Source organism: endosymbiont of Ridgeia piscesae, from assembly GCF_001443665.1.
Taxonomy (GTDB): Bacteria; Pseudomonadota; Gammaproteobacteria; order Chromatiales; family Chromatiaceae; genus Endoriftia; species Endoriftia persephonae.
Genome location: NZ_KQ557138.1, coordinates 16,257 through 35,720 on the forward strand (window position 1 = coordinate 16,257; position 19,464 = coordinate 35,720).

Consider the following 19,464-nt stretch of genomic DNA (forward strand, 5'->3'; position numbering starts at 1 on the left):
GGTGATGCACAGACATAAGCGGAGGAGGAGAATCCGACGCGAGCAGAGGCACGGCGCGAAACGCGCGCAGCTATAATGGCTCGTTAGTCGCCGCATCGCCCTCCGCAATGCCAACCTTGGGGAGCCTCTGAATGAATCTGGACGGCAGCCTTGCGGTCCATGGTCCGTTTAGAGGTTCCTTGGGCTCCAGGCCGGTCTCCGGGCTTGCGAGTGGTCTTGCAGACCTGGCGGATCGCCTTCCCACGTCGAAACGCAGTGGCTGTGTGATCCGCCGCAACTCGCCTACCGTTGCGGGGGCAGCGCCGGAATTGTTCTGATTTTCACCAGTACGTACCGGCTTCCCGTTTCACCCCTTGGGTGGATACCCTTGGGACACCTGAAGCAGAGCCGCAGGAAAATATAGCAACATAGATGACGCGTCAAGAAACAAAGCAATACTGCAAATGTTGTATTCAGCCTCTCCCAAGCTTGCCGTTGTGCCCTACATGGAGTTGAGCGGGCGTAATGGTCTCGACAGTCTGGCCCTGTTCGGCTTTAACTTGGAGCGTTTTGGGAAGAGAGAGGCCGTTTGCTGTGAATGACAGAAGGGGGCGGGTGGTGTGGCGAGAGAGAGTTGTCAGGTGATTTGGTAGGAGCCGGGGCAGTGTTGGTATGGCGCGGTTCAGATTGAGCTGAGGCCCACCCTGGCGCGACTCTGCACCAGGGTGGGGGCGATCAAGCTGAGACCACCCCTTTGATCAGGCCGACAAGTTCATCACGGTAACCCATCTGATAGATCACCAGCAACGATACGAAGAGCAGAAATAGCATCGTGGTGGCGGTGAAGAAGCCGCTTACTTCGAGCTTGCGCTTGACCGCCAGTTTTCGTGTCCAGACTCGAGTGACCTGGCCCAGTACTGGTACCTCGGTGCCACGGCGCAGACCCACCACATCGTAGTAAACCGGGCGCAGCTGACCCATGATGAAGGCCAGACCACCGCCTAGCCCAAGGGCTAGCACCAGGATGCCTATGCTGAAGGGGATACGTTTGGGGCCGACCGGAACCAGCGGTACCTTGGGGGGCTCCACGATACGGAATTTGACGCTGTCGCCGGCAACATCGGCCTGTACCGACATGCGAGCAGACTCCAGACGCTGCACCAGCTCCTCGTAGTTTTTCTTGTTGATGTGGTAGTCGCGGTCGAGCCTTTTCAGTTCAGCCTCAACTTTGGGCAGGAAAGAGAGTTTCTCTTTCAGCGCCTTGATGCGCTTTTCGTACTCTTTGACACGTACGCGGGTCGATGTCAGCTCCACTTCGGCCTGGCGATAGGCCAGTTTCAGCTGCTCCACCGCGGTATCTGCCGCCAACGTGCTGGTCCCATCGCCTGACGAGATGACCACATCCTCGGCCACTTTCAGCTGCTTGATGGTGTCCCGCAGTTCGCGCACGCTGGGATGCGCTTCCGTATATTTCAGCAGCAGTTCATCGAGCCTGGACTCCATTCGCTGGATGCGTTGCGCATTGGGGGAGCCGAGTATCACCCCGCCTGCCGCCTGCTTGGCCTCGGCGTCTTTTTCAGCGGCCTGATACTGCCGTTTCAATTCGTTACGTTTGATGCTGGCCTCTTTCAGCTCGAGTTGCAGATCCTCAAGCTGTGCCTGGGTGCGCTGCAGACGGTTGAAAGCGTCGCCGCTCTGTGAGGGCAGGGTGTCTAGATTGCGGCGCTTGAATTCGGTAAGCCGGCTCTCTGCTTCCACCAGGCGCTTTTCATACTCTTGGATCTGTTTTTCCAGGAAGCGCTGTGCGCTATCCGACTCGATACGGGTGTCGCCGAGGGCGGATTCAACAAAGATGTTGAGCAGGGTCTCCACCACTTTTTTGGCCACATAGGGGTCTTTATAGGTGTAGGCGATGGTGTAGAAGTCCTGGCGGCGCTCATGGCCGATGGCGATCTTCTCCTGCAGCTGCTTGATCAGAAGCTCGCGCTCTTCCAGGTTTTTTACCGAGTGGTCCAGGTCGCTCTCGCGCAGCACTTTTTCCAGATTCTTGCGGCTCAGCAGGGTGCGGGTCATCAGGTTGAGACGCTGATTCAGGTCGGTCTGCACCGCGATGCCCTTCAGTAGGGGGCGTAGCAGGTTTTCGGTATCGACAAAGACCTTGGCGCTCGATTCGTACTGGTCGTTCATTGCAAATACCCAGGACCAGCCACCCACGGCAACGGTCCAGGCAACCACCATGGCGTACCAGCGGTATCTCCAGGCCGATCGGATTTGATTGCTTATCTCAAATATCGCGTCTTTCATCGCTTAACTGTCTGAAAAATAAATTATCGCGCTGTTTCCGGCGCCTGGTGTTGATTCTGAATAATACCAACCCGAACCATGCTCTTGCGCGCGCGGGGGTTAGTGTTGATCCCTGACTCTGAGCTAGAGGCCGCTGCCTTTATCTTGGCTGAGGGGCCCTCCAGAGCAGATCCACGGTATTTTCATGTCCAGGCAGGAGTCTATAGCAAAAACCGGGCAAGTTGTCGCTAGAATGCGCTGAAGTGCTGATCAGGTCTCTCTCCCCAATGGCCCAGGATCCGTTGTGCGGGCAATCATACTGCTGAACCCTGGCTGATACCATTTCCTGCGTCTCTCCGGCGGTTTCAGTGGTGCCGGTCGCTCCAGTCAGAATGGCATTTCGATGAGGGATACAGGCGTTCCTTAGGTGGGGCTGCTCTGATAGAATCGCCGGTTCGCTTTGAACGACACGATAAAAGATCAATGCCTCTCAATACCACAGAAGAAATTATCGAAGATCTGCGCCTGGGCAAGATGGTCATCATCATGGATGACGAGGACAGGGAGAACGAAGGCGACCTGGTAATGGCCGCGGAGAGCGTCACCCCCGAGGCGATCAACTTCATGGCCCGCTACGGACGCGGCCTGATCTGCCTGACCCTCACCAAAGAGCGCTGCAGTCAGCTGCGCCTGCCGCTGATGGTGCCGACCGACGATGAGCTCTCGGCCACCAACTTCACGCTCTCGATCGAGGCGGCGGAGGGCGTGACCACCGGCATCTCGGCGGCCGATCGGGCCACCACGGTGCTGGCGGCGGTGGCTCCTGGTGCTGAGCCGCGCGATCTGGTCCAGCCGGGCCATATCTTTCCGCTGATGGCCCAACCCGGCGGTGTGCTGGTGCGTGCCGGTCACACTGAGGCAGGATGTGATCTGGCACGGCTGGCCGGCTTCTCGCCCGCTTCGGTGATCGTCGAGATCCTCAATGAGGACGGTACCATGGCGCGCCGTCCCGATCTGGAGCGGTTCGCCACCGAGCATGGCTTGAAGATCGGCACCATCGCTGATCTGATCCACTACCGGGTGCGCAACGAGCATACCGTGGAGCGGGTCAGCGAGTGCCACCTGCCCACTGAGCATGGCGAGTTCCGCCTCGCCGCCTACCAGGATGTGGTCGACAATGAGATCCACCTGGCGTTGATCAAGGGGCAGCCCACGCCGGATCGACCGGTGCTGGTGCGGGTGCACATGCAGAACAGCCTGTGTGATCTCTTCTCCGCCGAGGGGGGCGACTGTGGTTGGCCCCTGGCCAACGCCATGAAGCAGGTCAGCGAGGCGGGCGAAGGGGTGATCGTGGTGCTGCGCAATCACGATACACCGCGTGAGATCGTGCAGCGCATGATGGATCGTCAGGTGCAGGGCGGCGCGGAAACGGGCTACGTGAAGAGCGACAACAGCAAAGAGCTACGCACCTACGGCGTCGGTGCGCAGATCTTGTCGGATCTGGGAGTGCGCAGGATGCGGGTGCTGAGTGCGCCAAAGAGTATTCACGGTCTCTCCGGTTTCGATATGGAAGTGGTGGAGTATGTCGAGTGCGAATAGCCCTTGCCATCCGACTTCCCAGATAGATTTAACTGATCAGGATCCAGAATAGATGGCTATCAATACAATCGAAGGTTCACTGGTGGTGGAGAGCGCGCGCTTCTGTGTGGTGGCGGCGCGGTTTAACAGTTTTGTGGTCGAAAGCCTGGTGGACGGCGCGATCGATACCCTCAAGCGCCACGGCGCCAAGGAGGAGGAGATCACCCTGGTTCGCCTGCCAGGCGCCTTCGAGATGCCGGTGCTGCTGGAGAAGCTGGCGCAGAAGGGTGAATATGACGCGATCATCGCTCTCGGCGCGGTGATCCGCGGCGGCACCCCGCACTTCGACTATGTGGCAGGGGAGTGCGTTAAGGGTATGTCCCAGGTGAGCCTGAAGCACGGCGTGCCGATCGCCTTCGGCGTGCTGACTGTCGACACCATTGAGCAGGCGATCGAGCGGGCCGGCACCAAGGCGGGTAACAAGGGCGCGGAGGCGACTCTCTCGGCCATCGAGATGGTCAATCTGCTGCGCCAGATCTGATGAGCAAAAAACGCAGTCAGGCGCGCCGTCATGCGGTGCAGGCGATCTATCAGTGGCAGATGGCCGGACAGGATTTGGCAGCAATCTACGAGCAGTTCCTTGGCGAGCAGGATCTCAGCCAGTTTGAGGTGCCCTATTTCAAGGACCTGCTACACGGCGTGCCGAATAATCTGCAGGAGCTGGATGGGCTGCTCAAGCCGGCGCTGGATCGCGCCATCGAGAGCGTCGATCCGGTCGAGCGGGCGGTGCTGCGGCTCGGCGTCTATGAGTTGAAACACCACCTGGAGGTGCCCTACCGAGTGGTGATCAACGAGGCGGTGGAGTTGGCCAAGGTGTTCGGTGCCGAGAAGGGCCACCGCTTTGTCAACGGCGTGCTCGACCGGGTGGCGAAGTCGGTGCGTGCTGCGGAGATACGCGGCTGAGCTCAGCTGGTCTCCGGGTCGTTGGCCGGGCCACGCCAACGGCCCGCTTTCAGGACAAAGGTCAGCAGGGTCAGGATGGCCCCATTCACCCTATATTCTCATGGCGCTCTCTGAATTCGACCTAATACGACGTTACTTCAGCGATCTGACCCCGCTCCGTGATGATGTGGCGCTCGGTATCGGTGATGACTGTGCGTTGTTGGATGTGCCTGAGGGGATGGAGCTGGCAGTCAGCATCGATACCCTGGTGGCCGGGGTCCACTTTCTGGCGGATGTCGAACCGGAGACGCTTGGGCACAAGGCGCTGGCAGTCAACCTAAGTGACCTGGCGGCGATGGGGGCCGAGCCCGCCTGGGTGACCCTGGCGCTGGCCCTGCCCGAGGTGAATGAAGTCTGGCTGGAGGCGTTCAGCTGCGGCTTTGCGGCGCTGGCGAGTCGTGCTGGGGTGAGCCTAGTGGGTGGCGACACCACCCGTGGACCGCTGACGCTGACCCTGCAGGTCCACGGTTTTGTGCCCCGCGGCAGCGCGCTGCGGCGCGACGGCGCGCAGCCGGGGGACCGAATCTGTGTCAGCGGCAGGCTCGGCGATGCGGCACTCGGCCTGCGCCTGTTACAGGGAGAGGCCAATCTTTCCGAACCTGAGCGCAGTCAGCTGATCGACCGTCTGCAACGCCCGCAGCCACGGCTTGCATTGGGGCAGGCGCTGCGTGGCCTGGCGAGCGCGGCCATCGACATCTCCGACGGCCTGCTGGCCGATCTGGGGCATATCCTGCAAGCCAGCGGTGTGGGTGCCCGGTTGCAACTGGCGCGCCTGCCCCTCAGCGATGCGGTGCGTCGCACGGCTGACTGGGGCCTGCCGCTCGCCGGCGGCGACGACTACGAACTCTGTTTCACCCTGCCGCCCGCCGAACTCTCCCGCCTGTGGCCGCTCAGCGAGCAACTGGGGCTTGCTATCAGCGAGATCGGTGAGATCACCGCCGCGCCGGGGCTGGTCTGTGAGCAGGCTGATGCTACTATTTGGAGACCATCAGCCAAGGGCTACGACCACTTTGCATCCCATGAGTGAAGCCAACAGACCTGCCCGGCCCGATCTGCGTCGCCCACACCACCTGATCGCCTTTGGTTTTGGTTCCGGGCTGGCGCCATTTGCGCCGGGCACCTTCGGCACCCTGCTGGCGATCCCGATCTATCTGCTGCTGCAGTCGCAGCCGTTGCCCGCCTATCTGACTATCCTGCTGGGCCTGTTTCTGATTGGCATCCCGATTTGCGGCAGAACCTCTGAAGATCTGGGAGTACACGACCACGGTGGCATCGTTTGGGATGAGGTCGTCGGCTATCTGGTGACCATGAGCCTTGCTCCACCCGGTTGGCTGTGGCTGGTGCTCGGTTTTCTGCTGTTTCGCCTGTTCGATATCCTCAAGCCCTGGCCGATCCGCTGGATCGACCGGCGGGTGAGCGGTGGGTTCGGCATCATGTTTGATGATCTGCTGGCGGGATTGTTTGCTCTGGTGGTGATGCAGGCCATTGAGCTGACAGGGGTGATCCAATGACGTGCTCTGTGCCCTACAGGGCTCTGCTCTGCTGTCTGCTGTGGTTGGTGCCGCACGCAATGGCACTGGCAGTGGAGCGGCTGGTGGTGGAGGCGCTCTTCGCCAACAAGGTGATGGTCTCCATCGATGGCAAGCGGCGTATGCTGAAGCCCGGCAAGGCCTCTCCCGAAGGAGTGTTGCTGATCTCCTCCGACAGCCGCCAGGCGCTGATCGAGGTGGATGGCAAGCGCGACACCTACAGCCTTGGCCGCCATGTCTCCAGCAGCTATTCTGAGCCAGAGCGCCAGAGTGCCAAGGTCTGGCGGGATGAGACCGGCTCCTTCACCATCCTGGGCAGTATCAACGGCCGCACGGTGCAGTTTCTGCTGGATACCGGTGCCACGGCGGTGGCGATGAGTGGGGTCGAGGCGCGCCGTCTGGGCATCGCCTACAAGCGCAAGGGGACGCCGATTGCGGTGGGCACCGCCTCGGGCATGGCGCGCGCCTATGAGGTGACGCTGAGAGAGGTGCGGGTGGGGGCGATTACCCTGCGCGGGGTGCGCGGCTTTATAATCGAAGGCAACAGTCCCACCCAGGTGTTGTTGGGGATGAGCTTCCTGAGCCAGCTTACGATGCAGGATAAGGGTGCCTACCTGCTGCTGGAGAGCAGGTTCTGAGCTTTTATCAATCCACCTGACCTAGTGATCTCGGTCGGGATAAATCCCGACCTGCACGATCTATTCGATGGCCTGCGCTGCAGCCTCAGCTAACCGGGTCTTTCAGCTTGTCCCGCTCAATCAGCGCGTAGGCGCTGTGATTGTGGATCGACTCGAAGTTTTCCGATTCCACCACATAGGCGCTGATGCGCGTTTCGTTGTTCATACGTACCGCCACGTCACGCACCATGTCCTCGACAAACTTCGGGTTGTCGTAGGCGCGCTCGGTGACATGCTTCTCGTCGGGACGCTTGAGCAGGCCAAACAGCTCGCAGGAGGCCTCCTGCTCGACTATCTCGATGATCTCCTCGATCCAGATGAAGCCGGCGGTGCGCGCCTGGATGGTGACGTGGGAGCGCTGGTTGTGGGCGCCGCGCTCGGAGATCTTCTTCGAACAGGGGCAGAGGCTGGTTACTGGCACCACCACCTTGATGTCGATCTCGGGCTTGCCGTTGTGGATCTCGCCGATCAGGGTGACATCATAGTCGAGCAGACTCTGCACCTTGGAGACTGGCGCAGTTTTGTTGATGAAGAAGGGGAAGTTCATCTCGATGTGGCCCGACTCCGCCTCCAGCCGCTCTGCCATCTCCGTCAGCATATCTTTGAACGACTCCACCGTGATCTCGTAGTCGTGGCTGTTGAGGATCTCCACGAAGCGCGACATGTGGGTGCCCTTAAAATTGTGAGGCAGGTCAACATACATGTTGAAGTTGGCGATGGTGTGCTGCTCGCCCTCGCTGCGGTCCTTGATACGCACCGGATGGCGGATGTCCTTGATGCCCACCTTGTTGATGGCGATCTGGCGGGTGTCGGCGCTGCTCTGAACGTCGGCGATTTGAGACGAAGCGGTGCTAATATTTTCAGCCATGTAAAAGATCCTGCCAGGCGACGGGCGTGGGCGTTGTAATCGGGCAAAGATGATGCGCCTGCATCATCGTCCAGTGGACGGTCAGCAACAACCGATGAAACCTCGGGTTATTTCGGCACAGGGCCGCTCGGTGCGTGTCAGCGCGAAAACGCGCGATTATCCCAACGGATGCCCGCCGGCGCAAGTAGGGGAGGGGCGTCTCACTCATCCACCGGCGCCAGCATCTCCTAACCCGCCAAGCCTCCCTGGCAGCTGTGGTTCAGTAATCCCGCCCGATGATGTAGTCGGCGAGCCAGCGCAGCGGGTCGGCCTTGCTGTCGAAACCTGCGAGGGAGCGGTGGGCGTCGGCCTGCAGTTCGGCGGCCTTTTCGCGGGCACCGTTGAGGCCGAGTAGGGCGGGGTAGGTGGGTTTATCCTGGGCCTGGTCCTTGCCCTGGGTCTTGCCGAGGGTTTCGGTATCGCCCTCCACGTCGAGGATGTCGTCGCGAATCTGGAAGGCGAGGCCGACGCATTTGGCGTAGTGGTCGAGCTGGTGTGCCTGTTCCGGCTCCAGGCGGGGCGCCAGCAGGCTGGCCGTATTGACGCTGGCGCGGATCAGCGCGCCGGTCTTGTGGATGTGCAGGTTCTCCAGCTCCGCCAGAGAAAGTTCCTGGCCGACTGCGTTGAGGTCAAGGGCCTGGCCGCCGCACATGCCGCGGGAGCCGCTGGCGCGGCTCAGGGTCTCGATCATCTCCAGGCGGGTCTTGGCACTGGCGTGCAGGTTGCCGCTGGTGCAGATGATCTGGAACGCCTGGGTCTGCAGCGCATCGCCGACCAGGATCGCGGTGGCCTCGTCGTAGGCCTTATGGCAGGTGGGGCGGCCTCGGCGCAGCTCGTCGTCGTCCATTGCCGGCAGGTCGTCGTGCACCAGCGAGTAGGCGTGGATCATTTCTACTGCGCAGGCGGCGGTGTCGAGCTGGTTGATCTCTACGCCGAGCGCCTGACCGGTGGCGTAGGTGAGAATCGGGCGGATGCGTTTGCCGCCGCCAAGCACCGCGTAGCGCATCGCCTGATGGAGGCGAGCGGGGGATGTGCTCTCGGCAGGCAGGCTCTTATCCAGCGCATGTTCTACCCGATTTTGGCAGAACAGCATGAACTCCCTCAAGGCGGTGTTACTGCTCACGTTCGAAAGGCTCCGTTGCGCCGCTCTCGTTGCTGAGGATTCTGACCTTCTGCTCTGCATCATCGAGGGCCTTCTGGCAGTTGCGGGTCAGCTCCACGCCCCGCTCGAAGGTCTTCAGCGACTCCTCCAGCGGCAGTTCGCCACTCTCCAGGGTCTCGACCAGGGATTCGAGTTCGGCGAGCGCCTCTTCGAAGGGGGGGGTCTTTTTTCTTCTCGGCACAGCTGTTTACTAGTAGTTGGGGTGGCGTAAAGCTACCCCAGGCAGTTTGTGCCGGTCAATGGGGGCTGCTCGCATGAGCAGGGTGGGATGTGTAGAATTCTGGTCAGGTTTCTGTAAACGATAAGGTTTATCAAACAGTTGAATTGTCTCCATGAGTGCTAGCTACGACGCCTCGGCGATTGAGGTCCTGAGTGGCCTGGACCCGGTCCGCAAACGACCGGGCATGTATACCGACACCAGCCGCCCCAACCATCTGGCGCAGGAGGTGATCGACAACAGCGTGGATGAGGCAGTCGCCGGCTACGCCAGCAGCATCGAGGTCAGCCTGTTCAAGGATGGTTCGCTGCAGGTAATTGATGACGGCCGTGGCATGCCGGTGGATATCCACCCCAAGCAGGGGTTGCCCGGGGTCGAGGTGATCCTCACCAAGCTGCATGCCGGCGGCAAGTTTTCCAACAAGAGTTACCGCTTCTCCGGCGGGCTGCATGGTGTTGGCGTGTCGGTGGTGAATGCGCTCTCCAAGCACCTGGAGGTGTGGGTGCGGCGTGGCGGTCAAGAATACAACATCGCTTTTGCTGGCGGCAACAAGGTGTCGGAGTTGGAGGCGATCGGCAAGGTCGGGCGCAACAATACCGGCACCCGAGTGCGCTTCTGGCCCGACCCCAGCTACTTCGATAGCGCTAAGTTTTCGCTGCGTCGGCTGCGTCATGTGTTGCGCGCCAAGGCGGTGCTCTGCCCGGGGCTGAAGGTCAGCTTCTTCGATGAGTCGTCGGGCGAGCGCGATGAGTGGTTCTACGAGGATGGTCTGAGAGACTACCTGCTCGATGCGCTGCGTGGCACTGAATGGCTGCCCCAGGAGGCGTTTGTCGGGCAGATGGAGGGGAATCGTGAGGCGGTCTCCTGGGCGGTCGTCTGGCTGCAGGAGAGCGGTGGTGTTGAGGTGGTCACCGAGAGCTATGTCAACCTGATCCCCACCACCCTCGGTGGTACCCACGTCAACGGCCTGCGCAGCGGTCTGACCGATGCGGTGCGCGAGTTCTGCGAGTTCCGTAATCTGCTGCCGCGGGGTGTCAAACTGACCCCCGACGACGTCTGGAGCCGGGTCAGCTACGTGCTCTCGGCCAAGCTGGACGATCCACAGTTCTCCGGCCAGACCAAGGAGCGCCTCTCCTCGCGGGAGTGTGCAGCGTTTGTCTCCGGAGTGGTGAAGGACACCTTCAGTCTCTGGCTCAACCAGCATACCGATGTCGCTGAACGCATCGCGGAGATGGCGATCGACGCCGCCCAGTCGCGGATGCGCGCCGGACGCAAAGTAAAGCGCAAGAAGGTCACCCAGGGGCCGGCGCTGCCGGGCAAGCTGGCCGACTGCAGTGCGGTTGATCCGAGTCGCACTGAGCTGTTTCTGGTGGAGGGTGACTCTGCCGGCGGCTCGGCAAAGCAGGCGCGGGATCGGGAGTTCCAGGCGATCATGCCGCTGCGCGGCAAGATCCTCAACACCTGGGAGGTCGACTCCGCCGAGGTGCTCGCCTCCCAGGAGGTGCACGATATCTCGGTGGCGGTCGGCGTTGAGCCGGGCAGCGATGATCTCTCCAAGCTACGCTTTGGCAAGATCTGCATCCTTGCCGATGCGGACTCCGATGGCCTGCACATCGCCACCCTGCTGTGCGCCTTGTTTCTGCGCCACTTCAGGAAACTTGTGCTACAGGGTCATGTCTATGTGGCAATGCCTCCGCTCTACCGTATCGATGTCGGTAAGCAGGTCTTCTATGCTTTGGATGACAGTGAGAAGCAGGGCGTGCTTGACCGGATCGAGGCGGAGAAAATCCGCGGTAAGGTCAATGTACAGAGATTCAAAGGACTGGGTGAGATGAATCCCCCGCAGTTGCGGGAGACAACTATCCATCCGGATACGCGACGGCTTGTCCAGCTCACCATTGAGGCGGGTGACGACAGTAGCCGTGTGATGGATATGATGCTGGCGAAGAAGCGGGCCGCAGACCGCAAGCGCTGGCTGCAGGAAAAGGGGGATCTGGCAGAGCTTTAGAAAAAATAAGATCGGGAGATGGGAGATGCGAAATAACTATAAAAAGTGGTGGTTGATGTTGAGTGTGTCGATAGTGACGGGAGGGGCAATGGCTGAAACTGCCCCGGTTGTTCGTCAGGACTCTTCGGCGCTTGGTGAACTGCCGTGGTTGGCTCAGGAAACGAAAAAACTACTGGATGGAGCAGACTTGCGACTGCTGCAGAAATCGGCCGCCAGGATGAAAAAGATGGCGCCGCGGCTGCGCATCCAGTTGAGGGGGTTGCACGGACTTGAAGCCAGAAAATTCGACAGTTCCGGCCTCGAGCGCCAGATGAGCAAGGCGCAGCAGGTCCTCGGGCAGCTGCTTGCTCTTTACCTGAAGGAGCCGGTCAATCCGCTGCGCTCCCATCTGCTGGTCGATAACCTTCGGCGGCAGTATCAGCGTTTTACCAGGGAGCTAAAGACGCTCGAAGCCTGGGTGGATGACCAGCACTACAAGGTGGTTGATCAGGATGAGGCAGCGCGTAAACTGCTGCACAAACATGACAATCTGATCAGGCAGTTGATCGAATACTCTGAGGTGCTGGCCAATGCGGTGGACACAGCGCTGGGCAAGGCCCTGGAGAGTGACGCCTGAAACGATCCGATATCTTTGGGAGAAGTTGATGCAAAGATATGTTCTCTGGGGCGTGATTCTGCTGTTGGGCGGCGCACTGTTGTTGGTTGGTCTGTTCTGGAATCCGGCTGGCCAGGAGCCACCCAAACACCAGGTGTTGTCGCTGCAGGCAAAACCCACCGGTGGTGACTTTACGCTGGTCTCGGCCAATGGCCCGCTCTCGCTGAGTGATCTACATGGGCAGGTGGTAGTACTCTATTTTGGCTACACCTGGTGCCCCGATATCTGCCCAACGAGTCTGGGTATGCTGTCGATGGCGCTCAACGAACTGAACGAGGCGGAGCAGGAAGGGCTGCAGGTGCTCTTCATCAGTGTCGATCCGGAGCGGGATAGCATAGAGCGCCTTGAAGAGTACAGTCACTATTTTCACCCGAAGATCCTTGGTGTGACCGGCTCGGCCGAGGTGCTGGCCGATGTGGCAAAAAAATATGGCGCGGCCTATCGCCGGGTCGAACAGCCTTCAGAGACCAACTATGTGGTGGATCACTCGGCCGATCTCTATCTGATCGATCGCCAGGGGGTGCTGCGCGAGACGCTCTCTCACGGCACTGAGCCGGAGGCCATCCTGGCCGCCCTGCGACGTTTGCTCTGATCTGGTTTCCATCCAGAAACCTGGGAATAAACGCTGAGCACGCTGAGGCCTTTGCGTTTAACAGAGGCGTTTCTGGACGAGTCATAATCTAGCTTAGGGGTAGAGCCGCGGTCAGGAGAAGGTGAGACTGAAGCCGGCCGCCTGCAGATAGTTGGCCTCTTGCTTCAGCTCCAGACGGGTCAATGGGTGCGAGGCCAGCCAGCCTGCAGGGAACTCCAGGGTGAGAGATAAGCCGTTCACATCCAGCAGTGCCTGCGGTTTGGCGACTGGCGAGCGGGAGCGGTGCATCAGCACCGCCAGGCGTAGCAGCACACAGAGCTGCTTGGTGCAGAGTACCACCTCCTGCGGCAGGGCCTCGAATACCGAGGTCGGGAACTTGCGACGATGGCCGCGCACCATCGCCGCCAGTACCCGCTGCTCCTGGCGGGTAAAGCCGGATAGATCGGAGTTTTCCAGCAGGTAGGAGCCGTGTTTTTGGAACTGGCTGTGGGAGACGGTGAGCCCCACCTCATGCAGCTGGGCCGCCCAGCTGAGCATCGATGAGTAGCGCGAATCGAGCATCTTCCAGGGGCGGATCACTTGGTGATAGAGCGCTAGTGCAGTGCTTTCCACCCGCTGTGCCTGTTCCTGATCCACGTTGTAACGCTTGCTGAGGGATCTGACGGTACGCTCGCGGGCATCTTCCTGGCGGCTGCGGCCGATCATGTCGTAGATCAGACCTTCGCGCAGTGCCTCATTTGAGACCTGCATCTGCTCGATGCCGATATGTTTGAACAGCGCGGAGAGTACCGCCACGCCGCCGGCGAAGACGGGCTTGCGTTCTTCCGATAACCCCTTCAGCTGCAGCTTGTCGAGGGAGCCCGCCTCGATCATGCGCTTGCGCAGTTTCTCCAGGGAGCGGGCGCTGATCCCTTCCTGGCTCCAGCCCTCCTCGGTGACCACCTTGCGGATCGCCTTGATGGTGCCTGAGCTGCCGACTGCGCGGCTCCAGCCAGCATCGCGAAAAAAGCTGCGTACCGGCCGGATCACCACCGCGCAGGCGAGCTCAGCCTGCTTCATGCGTTTTGAGTTGATCAGACCATCGGCAAAGTGGCTGCGGCTGATGGAGACACAGCCCATGTGCAGACTCTCGCGCCGCTCGGTGCGGAAACCCTCGCCGACGATCAGCTCGGTGCTGCCGCCGCCGATGTCGATCACCAGCTGCTTGGCCTCACCGCTGGAGGCGAGCCCGTGGGAGACACCGAGATAGATCAGTCGCGCCTCCTCACGGCCGGCGATGATCTCGATCGGATGGCCGAGCGCTTGCTGTGCGGCGGTGAGAAACGCATCGGCGCTGCTAACTTGTCGCAGGGTGTTGGTGCCGACCGCCATGACGTGTTCTGATGGCAGGCTGCCAAGGCGCTGACCAAAGCGTTCCAGGCAGGCGATGGCGCGGGCGGCCACTTCGGGGGTGAGGTGTTTGTCGTCGGTCAGACCCTCGCCGAGACGCACCATCTCGCGCATCTTGTCGATGATCTGCAGACTGCCATCGTGGACCCGGGCGACGATCATGTGGAAGCTATTGGAGCCGAGGTCGATGGCGGCGACGGTCTGTTCCTGTCCCGCTGTTTCTGCTTTTTGTTGCTGCATCAGACAGTTGGTTGCGGTGAAAAAGTGGCTTCACTCTACCGCAGCATGAGGGTATTTTCTAATCGCTGAATCAGCCCAGCTGGCGCAGCTGCTTCGGCGCCAGCAGCCACTCGATTTCACAGGTGCCCTGCTCAGGCAGCAGGTCACATCTGAGCAGGCAGACGGCACTCTTTTTTAGGTGGATAAAGCTCTCGCCACTACCGGCGGTGAGCCAGCCGATCAGCTCGGAGAGGTCAGGTTCATGACCCACCAAGCAGACCCGTGAGGCCTCATCGTGACCGGCCAGCCAGGCGGCGATGGCATCAAAGTCACCGCCTGGCGCCAATAGTGGTAGCTGCAGCGGCGTCTCCAGGCCATACCCCTCAGCCAGCAGTTGGGCGCTCTCCACAGCTCGCAGCAGCGGGCTGCTGGCGAGGGTGTCGATCTGTGGCACTACCCGCCTCAGCCCATTGATGGCGCTGCGCATGCGGCTGCGGCCCTTTTCGGTAAGTGGCCGCTGCGCGTCTGGCTGGCCTGTATGGGCAAACAGGGTGCGCTCTTCGGCGATGGCGTGTCGGATCAGGAGAATCTCCATCTCGAACTCCGGGGGTAAATGGGTGGCGCGATAATAGACAAAAACAGAGAGGATGTGGAGAGTTGTCGCGCCTGCTATAAAGAGAGCTTGATTCACTCTCTCTGCCCGCAGGTGGGCCCTTGTTGAGGATGGGGAAACGGATGAAGTTTTGTAGTCAATGCGGTACCGAGGTTGAGCGACTGATCCCTGAGGGGGATAACCGGCAGCGCCATGTCTGTCCTGAATGTCGCACTATCCACTACCAGAATCCCAAGATGGTGGTGGGTTGTATCCCGTTATGGGAGGAGCAGGTGCTGCTCTGCCGTCGCGCCATCGAACCTCGCTACGGTCTCTGGACCCTGCCCGCTGGATTCATGGAGAACGGTGAGACTGCCCAGCAAGGTGCGGCTCGGGAGACCTGGGAGGAGGCCCAGGCGCGAGTCGAGATGGGGGAACTCTATACCCTGTTCAACCTGCCGCATATCGATCAAGTCTACCTGCTGTTTCTCAGCCGTCTACAGTCACTCGACTTTGGCCCCGGCAGCGAGAGTCTGGAGGTGGCACTGTTTGATGAGTCAGAGATCCCCTGGGACGAGCTCGCCTTCCCGGTGGTAAAGGAGACTCTCAAACTCTTCTTCGCGGACCGCAGCACCGACAGTCTGCGGCTGCGCAGTGGTTCCATCCTGCGTGTTTCAGAGCATCCTCGCCGCTATCGCACCGAGGTCTTTTAAATCCGCCCGAGGGGGCATCGAAGCGTGACCCGCATCGCTTTCTATACTTGAGTGAGGCCCTTCCGCTGAGGTCAAGTAATGCATACCACCCCGTCGAACCCGCAGACCGATCAGGAAGCCCGCATCCGCCAGCATGGTGATGCGCTGCTGCAGGCCGCCGAGGCGTTTGAGCCGCACAATCCCGTCTCCCACTGGCTGCAGTCGCTGCTGAGCCGGCTGCATCAAAACCCCGATTTTCGCATTCGTGCCCTGCGTTTCGTCGATCTGCTGCCTGCGCTGCAGGATGACGCTGAGGTGGTGCGGCTGTTTGATGAGTATTTCAGCGATGCTCAGGAGTTTCCCCTGCCCAGGCTGGGCCGGCTGGCGATCCGCTCCGGTCGCCTGCTCGGGCCGCATCAGTTGGCGGCGGCGATCCGTAAGGCGATCGGTCTGCTCTCGCGGCAGTTCATGGCAGGCCGGGAGCCAACCACCATCCGCGAAAACCTGAGTGGTCTGCAGCGCCAGGGGCGTCTGGTCTCCCTCGATCTGCTGGGCGAACTCACCCTCAGCCATCGCGAGGCAGACGACTATCTCAACGGTTATCTGCAGCTGTTGGATGTGCTGAGTGTCCAGCCGGATCAGTCGCTGCAGCTGTCGTTGAAGCCCTCGTCACTGTTGCCGCGGCTGCTGCCAGAACGGGTCACGGCCAATACCGAGGTGATGGTTCAACGGCTCAGGCCGCTGCTGCTCAAGGCGCGTCGGCAGGGGGTGGCGGTGACTCTCGATATGGAGGATTCGGAGCGCCGGCCGGTGATCCTGGCACTTTTTGAGCGGCTGCTGTTTGATCCTGAGTTTTGCGACTGGGACGGCCTGGGCATCGCTCTGCAGGCCTACCTGCGGCAGGGGGGGGAGGATCTGGAACAGCTGATCGAACTGGCGGGGCGGCGCCAGATGCCATTTGCCATTCGACTAGTGCGCGGCGCCTACTGGGATCAGGAGTTGGTGAAGGCGCGGCAGAATGGTTGGCCGATCCCGGTCTGGCAACAGCAGGCTGAGACCGACCGCCACTATGAGGCCTGCCTGCAGCGGTTGCTGGCGGCTGCGCCTGGGGTCTATCCTGCCATCGCTAGCCACAATCTGCGCAGTCTGGCGCTGGGCATGGCCGAGGTGGAGCGGCTCGGGCTGGCGACTGAGCAGTTCGAGTTTCAGATGCTCTACGGTATGTCGACGTCCTACCAGCAGGCGTTGGTGAAGCTGGGCTACCGGCTGCGCACCTATCTGCCCTTCGGTGAGCCGATCCCCGGTATGGCCTATCTGGTGCGGCGGCTACTGGAGAACGCCAGCAGTCAGTCGATGGCGCGCTGGCAGGTTACGAGCGAGGATGCGGCCAGCTGTTTCGCCCCACCCAAGGTGGAGACCCGGTTGCCGGCCGAGCGGCCTGAAGCGGGTTTTCAGAACACCCCGCTGCGTAGCTGGCTGAAGCCGGATGAGTGTCAGGCGTTTCAACATGCCATCGATCAAGTCCGGGGGCAGCTTGGCCATCACTATCCGCTGCTGATCGATGGCGAGTGGCGGGACACCGCAGCGTGTATCGAGTCGTTTAACCCGGCTGATCGTGCTCAGCTGGTGGGTACCACGGCCTGTGCCAGCCAGGAAGATGCCGATCGCGCCATCCGGGCTGCCGAGGCTGCCTTTCCCTCTTGGCGTGAGCGTCCGGCAGAGAGCCGTGCTAAATTGCTGCGCAAAAGCGCAGATTTGCTGGCGCAGCGGCGTGATGAGTTTGCCGCTTGGCAGATCCTCGAGGCGGGCAAAGGCTGGCGCGAGGCCGATGCCGATGTCTGCGAGGCGATCGACTTCCTGCGTTTTTATGCCGACGAGGCGGAGCGATTGGCGGCAGGCGCCAGTGTGGAGCTGCCAGGGGAGCACAACCGCCACTTCTACCAGCCACGGGGTGTTGGGGTGGTGATCCCGCCCTGGAACTTCCCGCTGGCGATCGTCACCGGCATGCTCAGCGCCACCCTGGTGACCGGCAACTGCGCCATCCTCAAGCCCGCCTCTGATACCCCGGTGATCGCTGCTAGGCTGGTGGATCTGATGCAGCAGGCGGGCTTTCCCGCGGGTGTGATGAACTTCCTGCCTGGCCCAGGTGAGGTGGTGGGCGACTATCTGGTGCGTCATCCCGCGGTGCACCTGATCGCCTTTACCGGCTCCCAGGCGGTGGGGCAGGGGATTCTCCGACTGGCGGCCGAGCCGAGGCCGGGGCAGCGCCACATCAAGCGGGTGATCGCGGAGCTGGGTGGCAAGAATGCCATCATCGTCGATCAGAGCGCCGATCCGGATGAGGCGATCGATGGGATACTGAAGTCGGCGTTCGGTTTCCAGGGGCAGAAGTGCAGCGCTTGCTCGCGGGTGATCCTGGTGGGGGATCAATATGCGCATTTCAGCCGGCGCCTGTGCGAGGCGGCGGAGAGCCTGATCATGGCTGACCCGACCGATTCGGCGTGTGATATCGGACCGGTGATCAATGCCGCGGCAGAGTCACGCATCCAGCAGGCGATCAAACAGGGGCGACAGGCGGGGCGGTCGCTCTATCGGATGGAGAGCCGTGGCTTCGAGTCCGGTCACTATGTGGGGCCGACCCTGTTCGGCGAGGTCGATCCGAACAGCCCGCTGGCCCAGGAGGAGATCTTTGGCCCGGTGCTGGCACTGCTGCCGGCACAGGATCTGGATCAGGCCCTGGCGCTGGCCAATTCCACCCGCTATGCACTGACCGGCGGTGTCTATTCGCGCAGCCCGGCCAATCTTGAACGGGCCGCGCGGGAGTTCCGGGTCGGCAACCTCTACCTCAATCGCGGCATCACTGGCGCCTTGGTGAGCCGCCAGCCGTTTGGCGGTTTCGCCATGAGCGGCATCGGCAGCAAGGCCGGTGGCCGTGATTACCTGCTGCAGTTTATGGAGCCGCGATGCATCACCGAGAACACCCTGCGACGTGGGGTGGCGCCGCTCTCAGAGGCTCCATAGTCGGGTCGGACTCATTCAAGTAAACCGTGCTTGCCGTAGGAGGGCACCAAGCGCACGTTGTTGGCGACCAGGCCTTCATCTTTGTCACTCTGTTCGATGTAGAACTCAAGCACCGTATCCCGGTTTTTCAGCAGCTCGTCAGAGACCCCGTCGGCCAGCTCATTGACGTGGCAGAAAACGCTGGTGTAGGGGGAGTCGGGCTCGCGAGTGTCGGTGATCCAGAGATTGTCGTCGATACGCGACATGAAGCGCAGGAAGCCGTAGCCTTTGTCGGGGAACCACTTCTGGCAGACACCGCGTACGCAGGAGCCTGGCTGGCCCCACTCGTTGCGCGGTTCATAGGAGACCGGCAGCAGGTCGGGGATGAGGAAGCCGGAGTAGTAGGTGTCGACCTGGCGCTGCAGCTCGCGGGAGACGTTACGAAAGCCGATCAGCTCGACCCGGCAGCCGCGATCCTGCAATGCGGTGACAACCTGCAGGAAGTCGCCGTCGCCGGTCAACATCAGCACCAGATCGAGCTTCTCCGACTGGATCATGGCGTCCACCGCCATATCGAGGTCGGCATTCGCTTTGGTGGTGACATTGCCATCTTCGTCGGTATAGCGGCGTATATTCTTGACCAGAATTTTCCAGCCGTAGTCGCGTACCATCTGCTGGTAGGCGTAGGCGCGTTTCTGATACTCGTAGTCTTCGCTGGCCCGTTCCTGGTCAAAGGTGATGTAGGTGTTGAGGCGCAGCAGGTTGCCGCCGGAGCGCGCGGCAAAGCGGCGCAGGATGTCGTAGCGGAGCTGATAACCGCCGTTGTAACGCACATTTTCGGCGTCTACAAACACGCCAATATTGATGTTTTTCTGCAACTTAATTCACGCCTTTCTTGGTGCAACGATCGGATAAATGGCGGAGATGATAGCAGAGCCGGGGGCTGATCGTGGCTGTGGATTGCAAATTTGTGACATGTCCGG

Annotated in this window: 18 protein-coding genes and 1 riboswitch; of the genes, 11 read left to right on the forward strand and 7 right to left on the reverse strand. The window is 61.0% G+C overall.

The annotated features are described in order from the left end of the window. Window positions 1-172: 172 nt before the first annotated feature. Window positions 173-395, reverse strand: a riboswitch (cobalamin riboswitch). A gap of 319 nt (window positions 396-714) precedes the next feature. Then, complete coding sequence (locus tag Ga0074115_RS11655) at window positions 715-2,283, reverse strand: XrtA system polysaccharide chain length determinant (protein WP_060528549.1); 1,569 nt, start codon at window positions 2,281-2,283, stop codon at window positions 715-717. Between the two features lie 462 nt (window positions 2,284-2,745). On the opposite strand from Ga0074115_RS11655, the gene ribBA reads away from it, so the two are divergent. The 6 genes from ribBA (at window position 2,746) to Ga0074115_RS11685 (ending at window position 7,009) form a co-directional block, all read left to right on the forward strand. Then, entirely contained in the window at window positions 2,746-3,861 is a 1,116-nt protein-coding gene (gene ribBA, locus Ga0074115_RS11660) for a bifunctional 3,4-dihydroxy-2-butanone-4-phosphate synthase/GTP cyclohydrolase II (RefSeq protein ID WP_005960681.1), read from the forward strand. Between the two features lie 52 nt (window positions 3,862-3,913). Then, a complete protein-coding gene (gene ribH / locus Ga0074115_RS11665; protein WP_057956215.1) occupies window positions 3,914-4,381 on the forward strand; it encodes a 6,7-dimethyl-8-ribityllumazine synthase in 468 nt (155 codons plus the stop codon). Next, window positions 4,381-4,803, forward strand: coding sequence for a transcription antitermination factor NusB (gene nusB / locus Ga0074115_RS11670; protein ID WP_005960683.1), 423 nt, complete (start codon window positions 4,381-4,383; stop codon window positions 4,801-4,803). Before ribH ends, nusB begins: the two co-directional genes overlap by 1 nt. Before the next feature lie 100 nt (window positions 4,804-4,903). Beyond that, window positions 4,904-5,869: a thiamine-phosphate kinase gene (thiL, locus tag Ga0074115_RS11675; protein ID WP_057956216.1), complete on the forward strand. Its 966-nt coding sequence runs from the start codon at window positions 4,904-4,906 to the stop codon at window positions 5,867-5,869. Beyond that, entirely contained in the window at window positions 5,862-6,353 is a 492-nt protein-coding gene (locus Ga0074115_RS11680) for a phosphatidylglycerophosphatase A family protein (protein ID WP_057956217.1), read from the forward strand. Before thiL ends, Ga0074115_RS11680 begins: the two co-directional genes overlap by 8 nt. Window positions 6,354-6,412: 59 nt before the next feature. Beyond that, entirely contained in the window at window positions 6,413-7,009 is a 597-nt protein-coding gene (locus tag Ga0074115_RS11685; protein WP_057956222.1) for a retropepsin-like aspartic protease family protein, read from the forward strand. Between the two features lie 85 nt (window positions 7,010-7,094). Here the strand turns inward: Ga0074115_RS11685 and folE2 are convergent, their stop codons facing one another. The 3 genes from folE2 to Ga0074115_RS11700 form a co-directional block, all read right to left on the reverse strand. Beyond that, window positions 7,095-7,916 (reverse strand): GTP cyclohydrolase FolE2, encoded by an 822-nt coding sequence (gene folE2, locus Ga0074115_RS11690; protein WP_057956218.1) that lies wholly within the window; start codon window positions 7,914-7,916, stop codon window positions 7,095-7,097. Between the two features lie 259 nt (window positions 7,917-8,175). Further along, on the reverse strand, window positions 8,176-9,048 hold the full coding sequence (gene ispA, locus Ga0074115_RS11695; RefSeq protein WP_082626826.1) for a (2E,6E)-farnesyl diphosphate synthase: 873 nt from the start codon (window positions 9,046-9,048) through the stop codon (window positions 8,176-8,178). 19 nt (window positions 9,049-9,067) lie between these two features. Then, complete coding sequence (locus tag Ga0074115_RS11700; RefSeq protein WP_057956220.1) at window positions 9,068-9,298, reverse strand: exodeoxyribonuclease VII small subunit; 231 nt, start codon at window positions 9,296-9,298, stop codon at window positions 9,068-9,070. A gap of 151 nt (window positions 9,299-9,449) precedes the next feature. Between Ga0074115_RS11700 and parE the strand changes: the two genes are divergently transcribed. From parE to Ga0074115_RS11715, 3 genes are all read left to right on the forward strand, one after another. Then, entirely contained in the window at window positions 9,450-11,342 is a 1,893-nt protein-coding gene (gene parE / locus Ga0074115_RS11705; protein WP_060528550.1) for a DNA topoisomerase IV subunit B, read from the forward strand. An 88-nt stretch (window positions 11,343-11,430) separates the two neighbouring features. After that, window positions 11,431-11,958 carry a geranyl transferase gene (locus Ga0074115_RS11710; RefSeq protein WP_232433064.1) on the forward strand — a complete coding sequence of 176 codons (528 nt, stop codon included), beginning with the start codon at window positions 11,431-11,433 and terminating at the stop codon, window positions 11,956-11,958. Window positions 11,959-11,986: 28 nt separating this feature from the next. Then, entirely contained in the window at window positions 11,987-12,589 is a 603-nt protein-coding gene (locus Ga0074115_RS11715) for an SCO family protein (RefSeq protein ID WP_057957305.1), read from the forward strand. A gap of 111 nt (window positions 12,590-12,700) precedes the next feature. Here Ga0074115_RS11715 and ppx read toward each other — a convergent pair whose 3' ends face one another. Together ppx and Ga0074115_RS11725 are read right to left on the reverse strand one after the other, a co-directional pair. Next, the gene (gene ppx / locus Ga0074115_RS11720; protein WP_060528551.1) at window positions 12,701-14,218 is read right to left on the reverse strand and encodes an exopolyphosphatase; all 1,518 of its coding nucleotides are present in this window, start codon (window positions 14,216-14,218) and stop codon (window positions 12,701-12,703) included. Between the two features lie 70 nt (window positions 14,219-14,288). Continuing rightward, window positions 14,289-14,792 (reverse strand): SixA phosphatase family protein, encoded by a 504-nt coding sequence (locus tag Ga0074115_RS11725; RefSeq protein WP_057955745.1) that lies wholly within the window; start codon window positions 14,790-14,792, stop codon window positions 14,289-14,291. A gap of 140 nt (window positions 14,793-14,932) precedes the next feature. On the opposite strand from Ga0074115_RS11725, the gene Ga0074115_RS11730 reads away from it, so the two are divergent. Further along, on the forward strand, window positions 14,933-15,502 hold the full coding sequence (locus tag Ga0074115_RS11730; RefSeq protein WP_039959802.1) for an NUDIX hydrolase: 570 nt from the start codon (window positions 14,933-14,935) through the stop codon (window positions 15,500-15,502). Between the two features lie 78 nt (window positions 15,503-15,580). After that, window positions 15,581-18,502 carry an L-glutamate gamma-semialdehyde dehydrogenase gene (gene pruA / locus Ga0074115_RS11735; RefSeq protein WP_158294674.1) on the forward strand — a complete coding sequence of 974 codons (2,922 nt, stop codon included), beginning with the start codon at window positions 15,581-15,583 and terminating at the stop codon, window positions 18,500-18,502. An 11-nt stretch (window positions 18,503-18,513) separates the two neighbouring features. On the opposite strand, the gene Ga0074115_RS11740 is transcribed toward pruA, so the two are convergent. Beyond that, window positions 18,514-19,359, reverse strand: a complete 846-nt coding sequence (locus Ga0074115_RS11740; RefSeq protein WP_060528552.1) for an NYN domain-containing protein — start codon at window positions 19,357-19,359, stop codon at window positions 18,514-18,516. Window positions 19,360-19,464 lie beyond the last annotated feature (105 nt).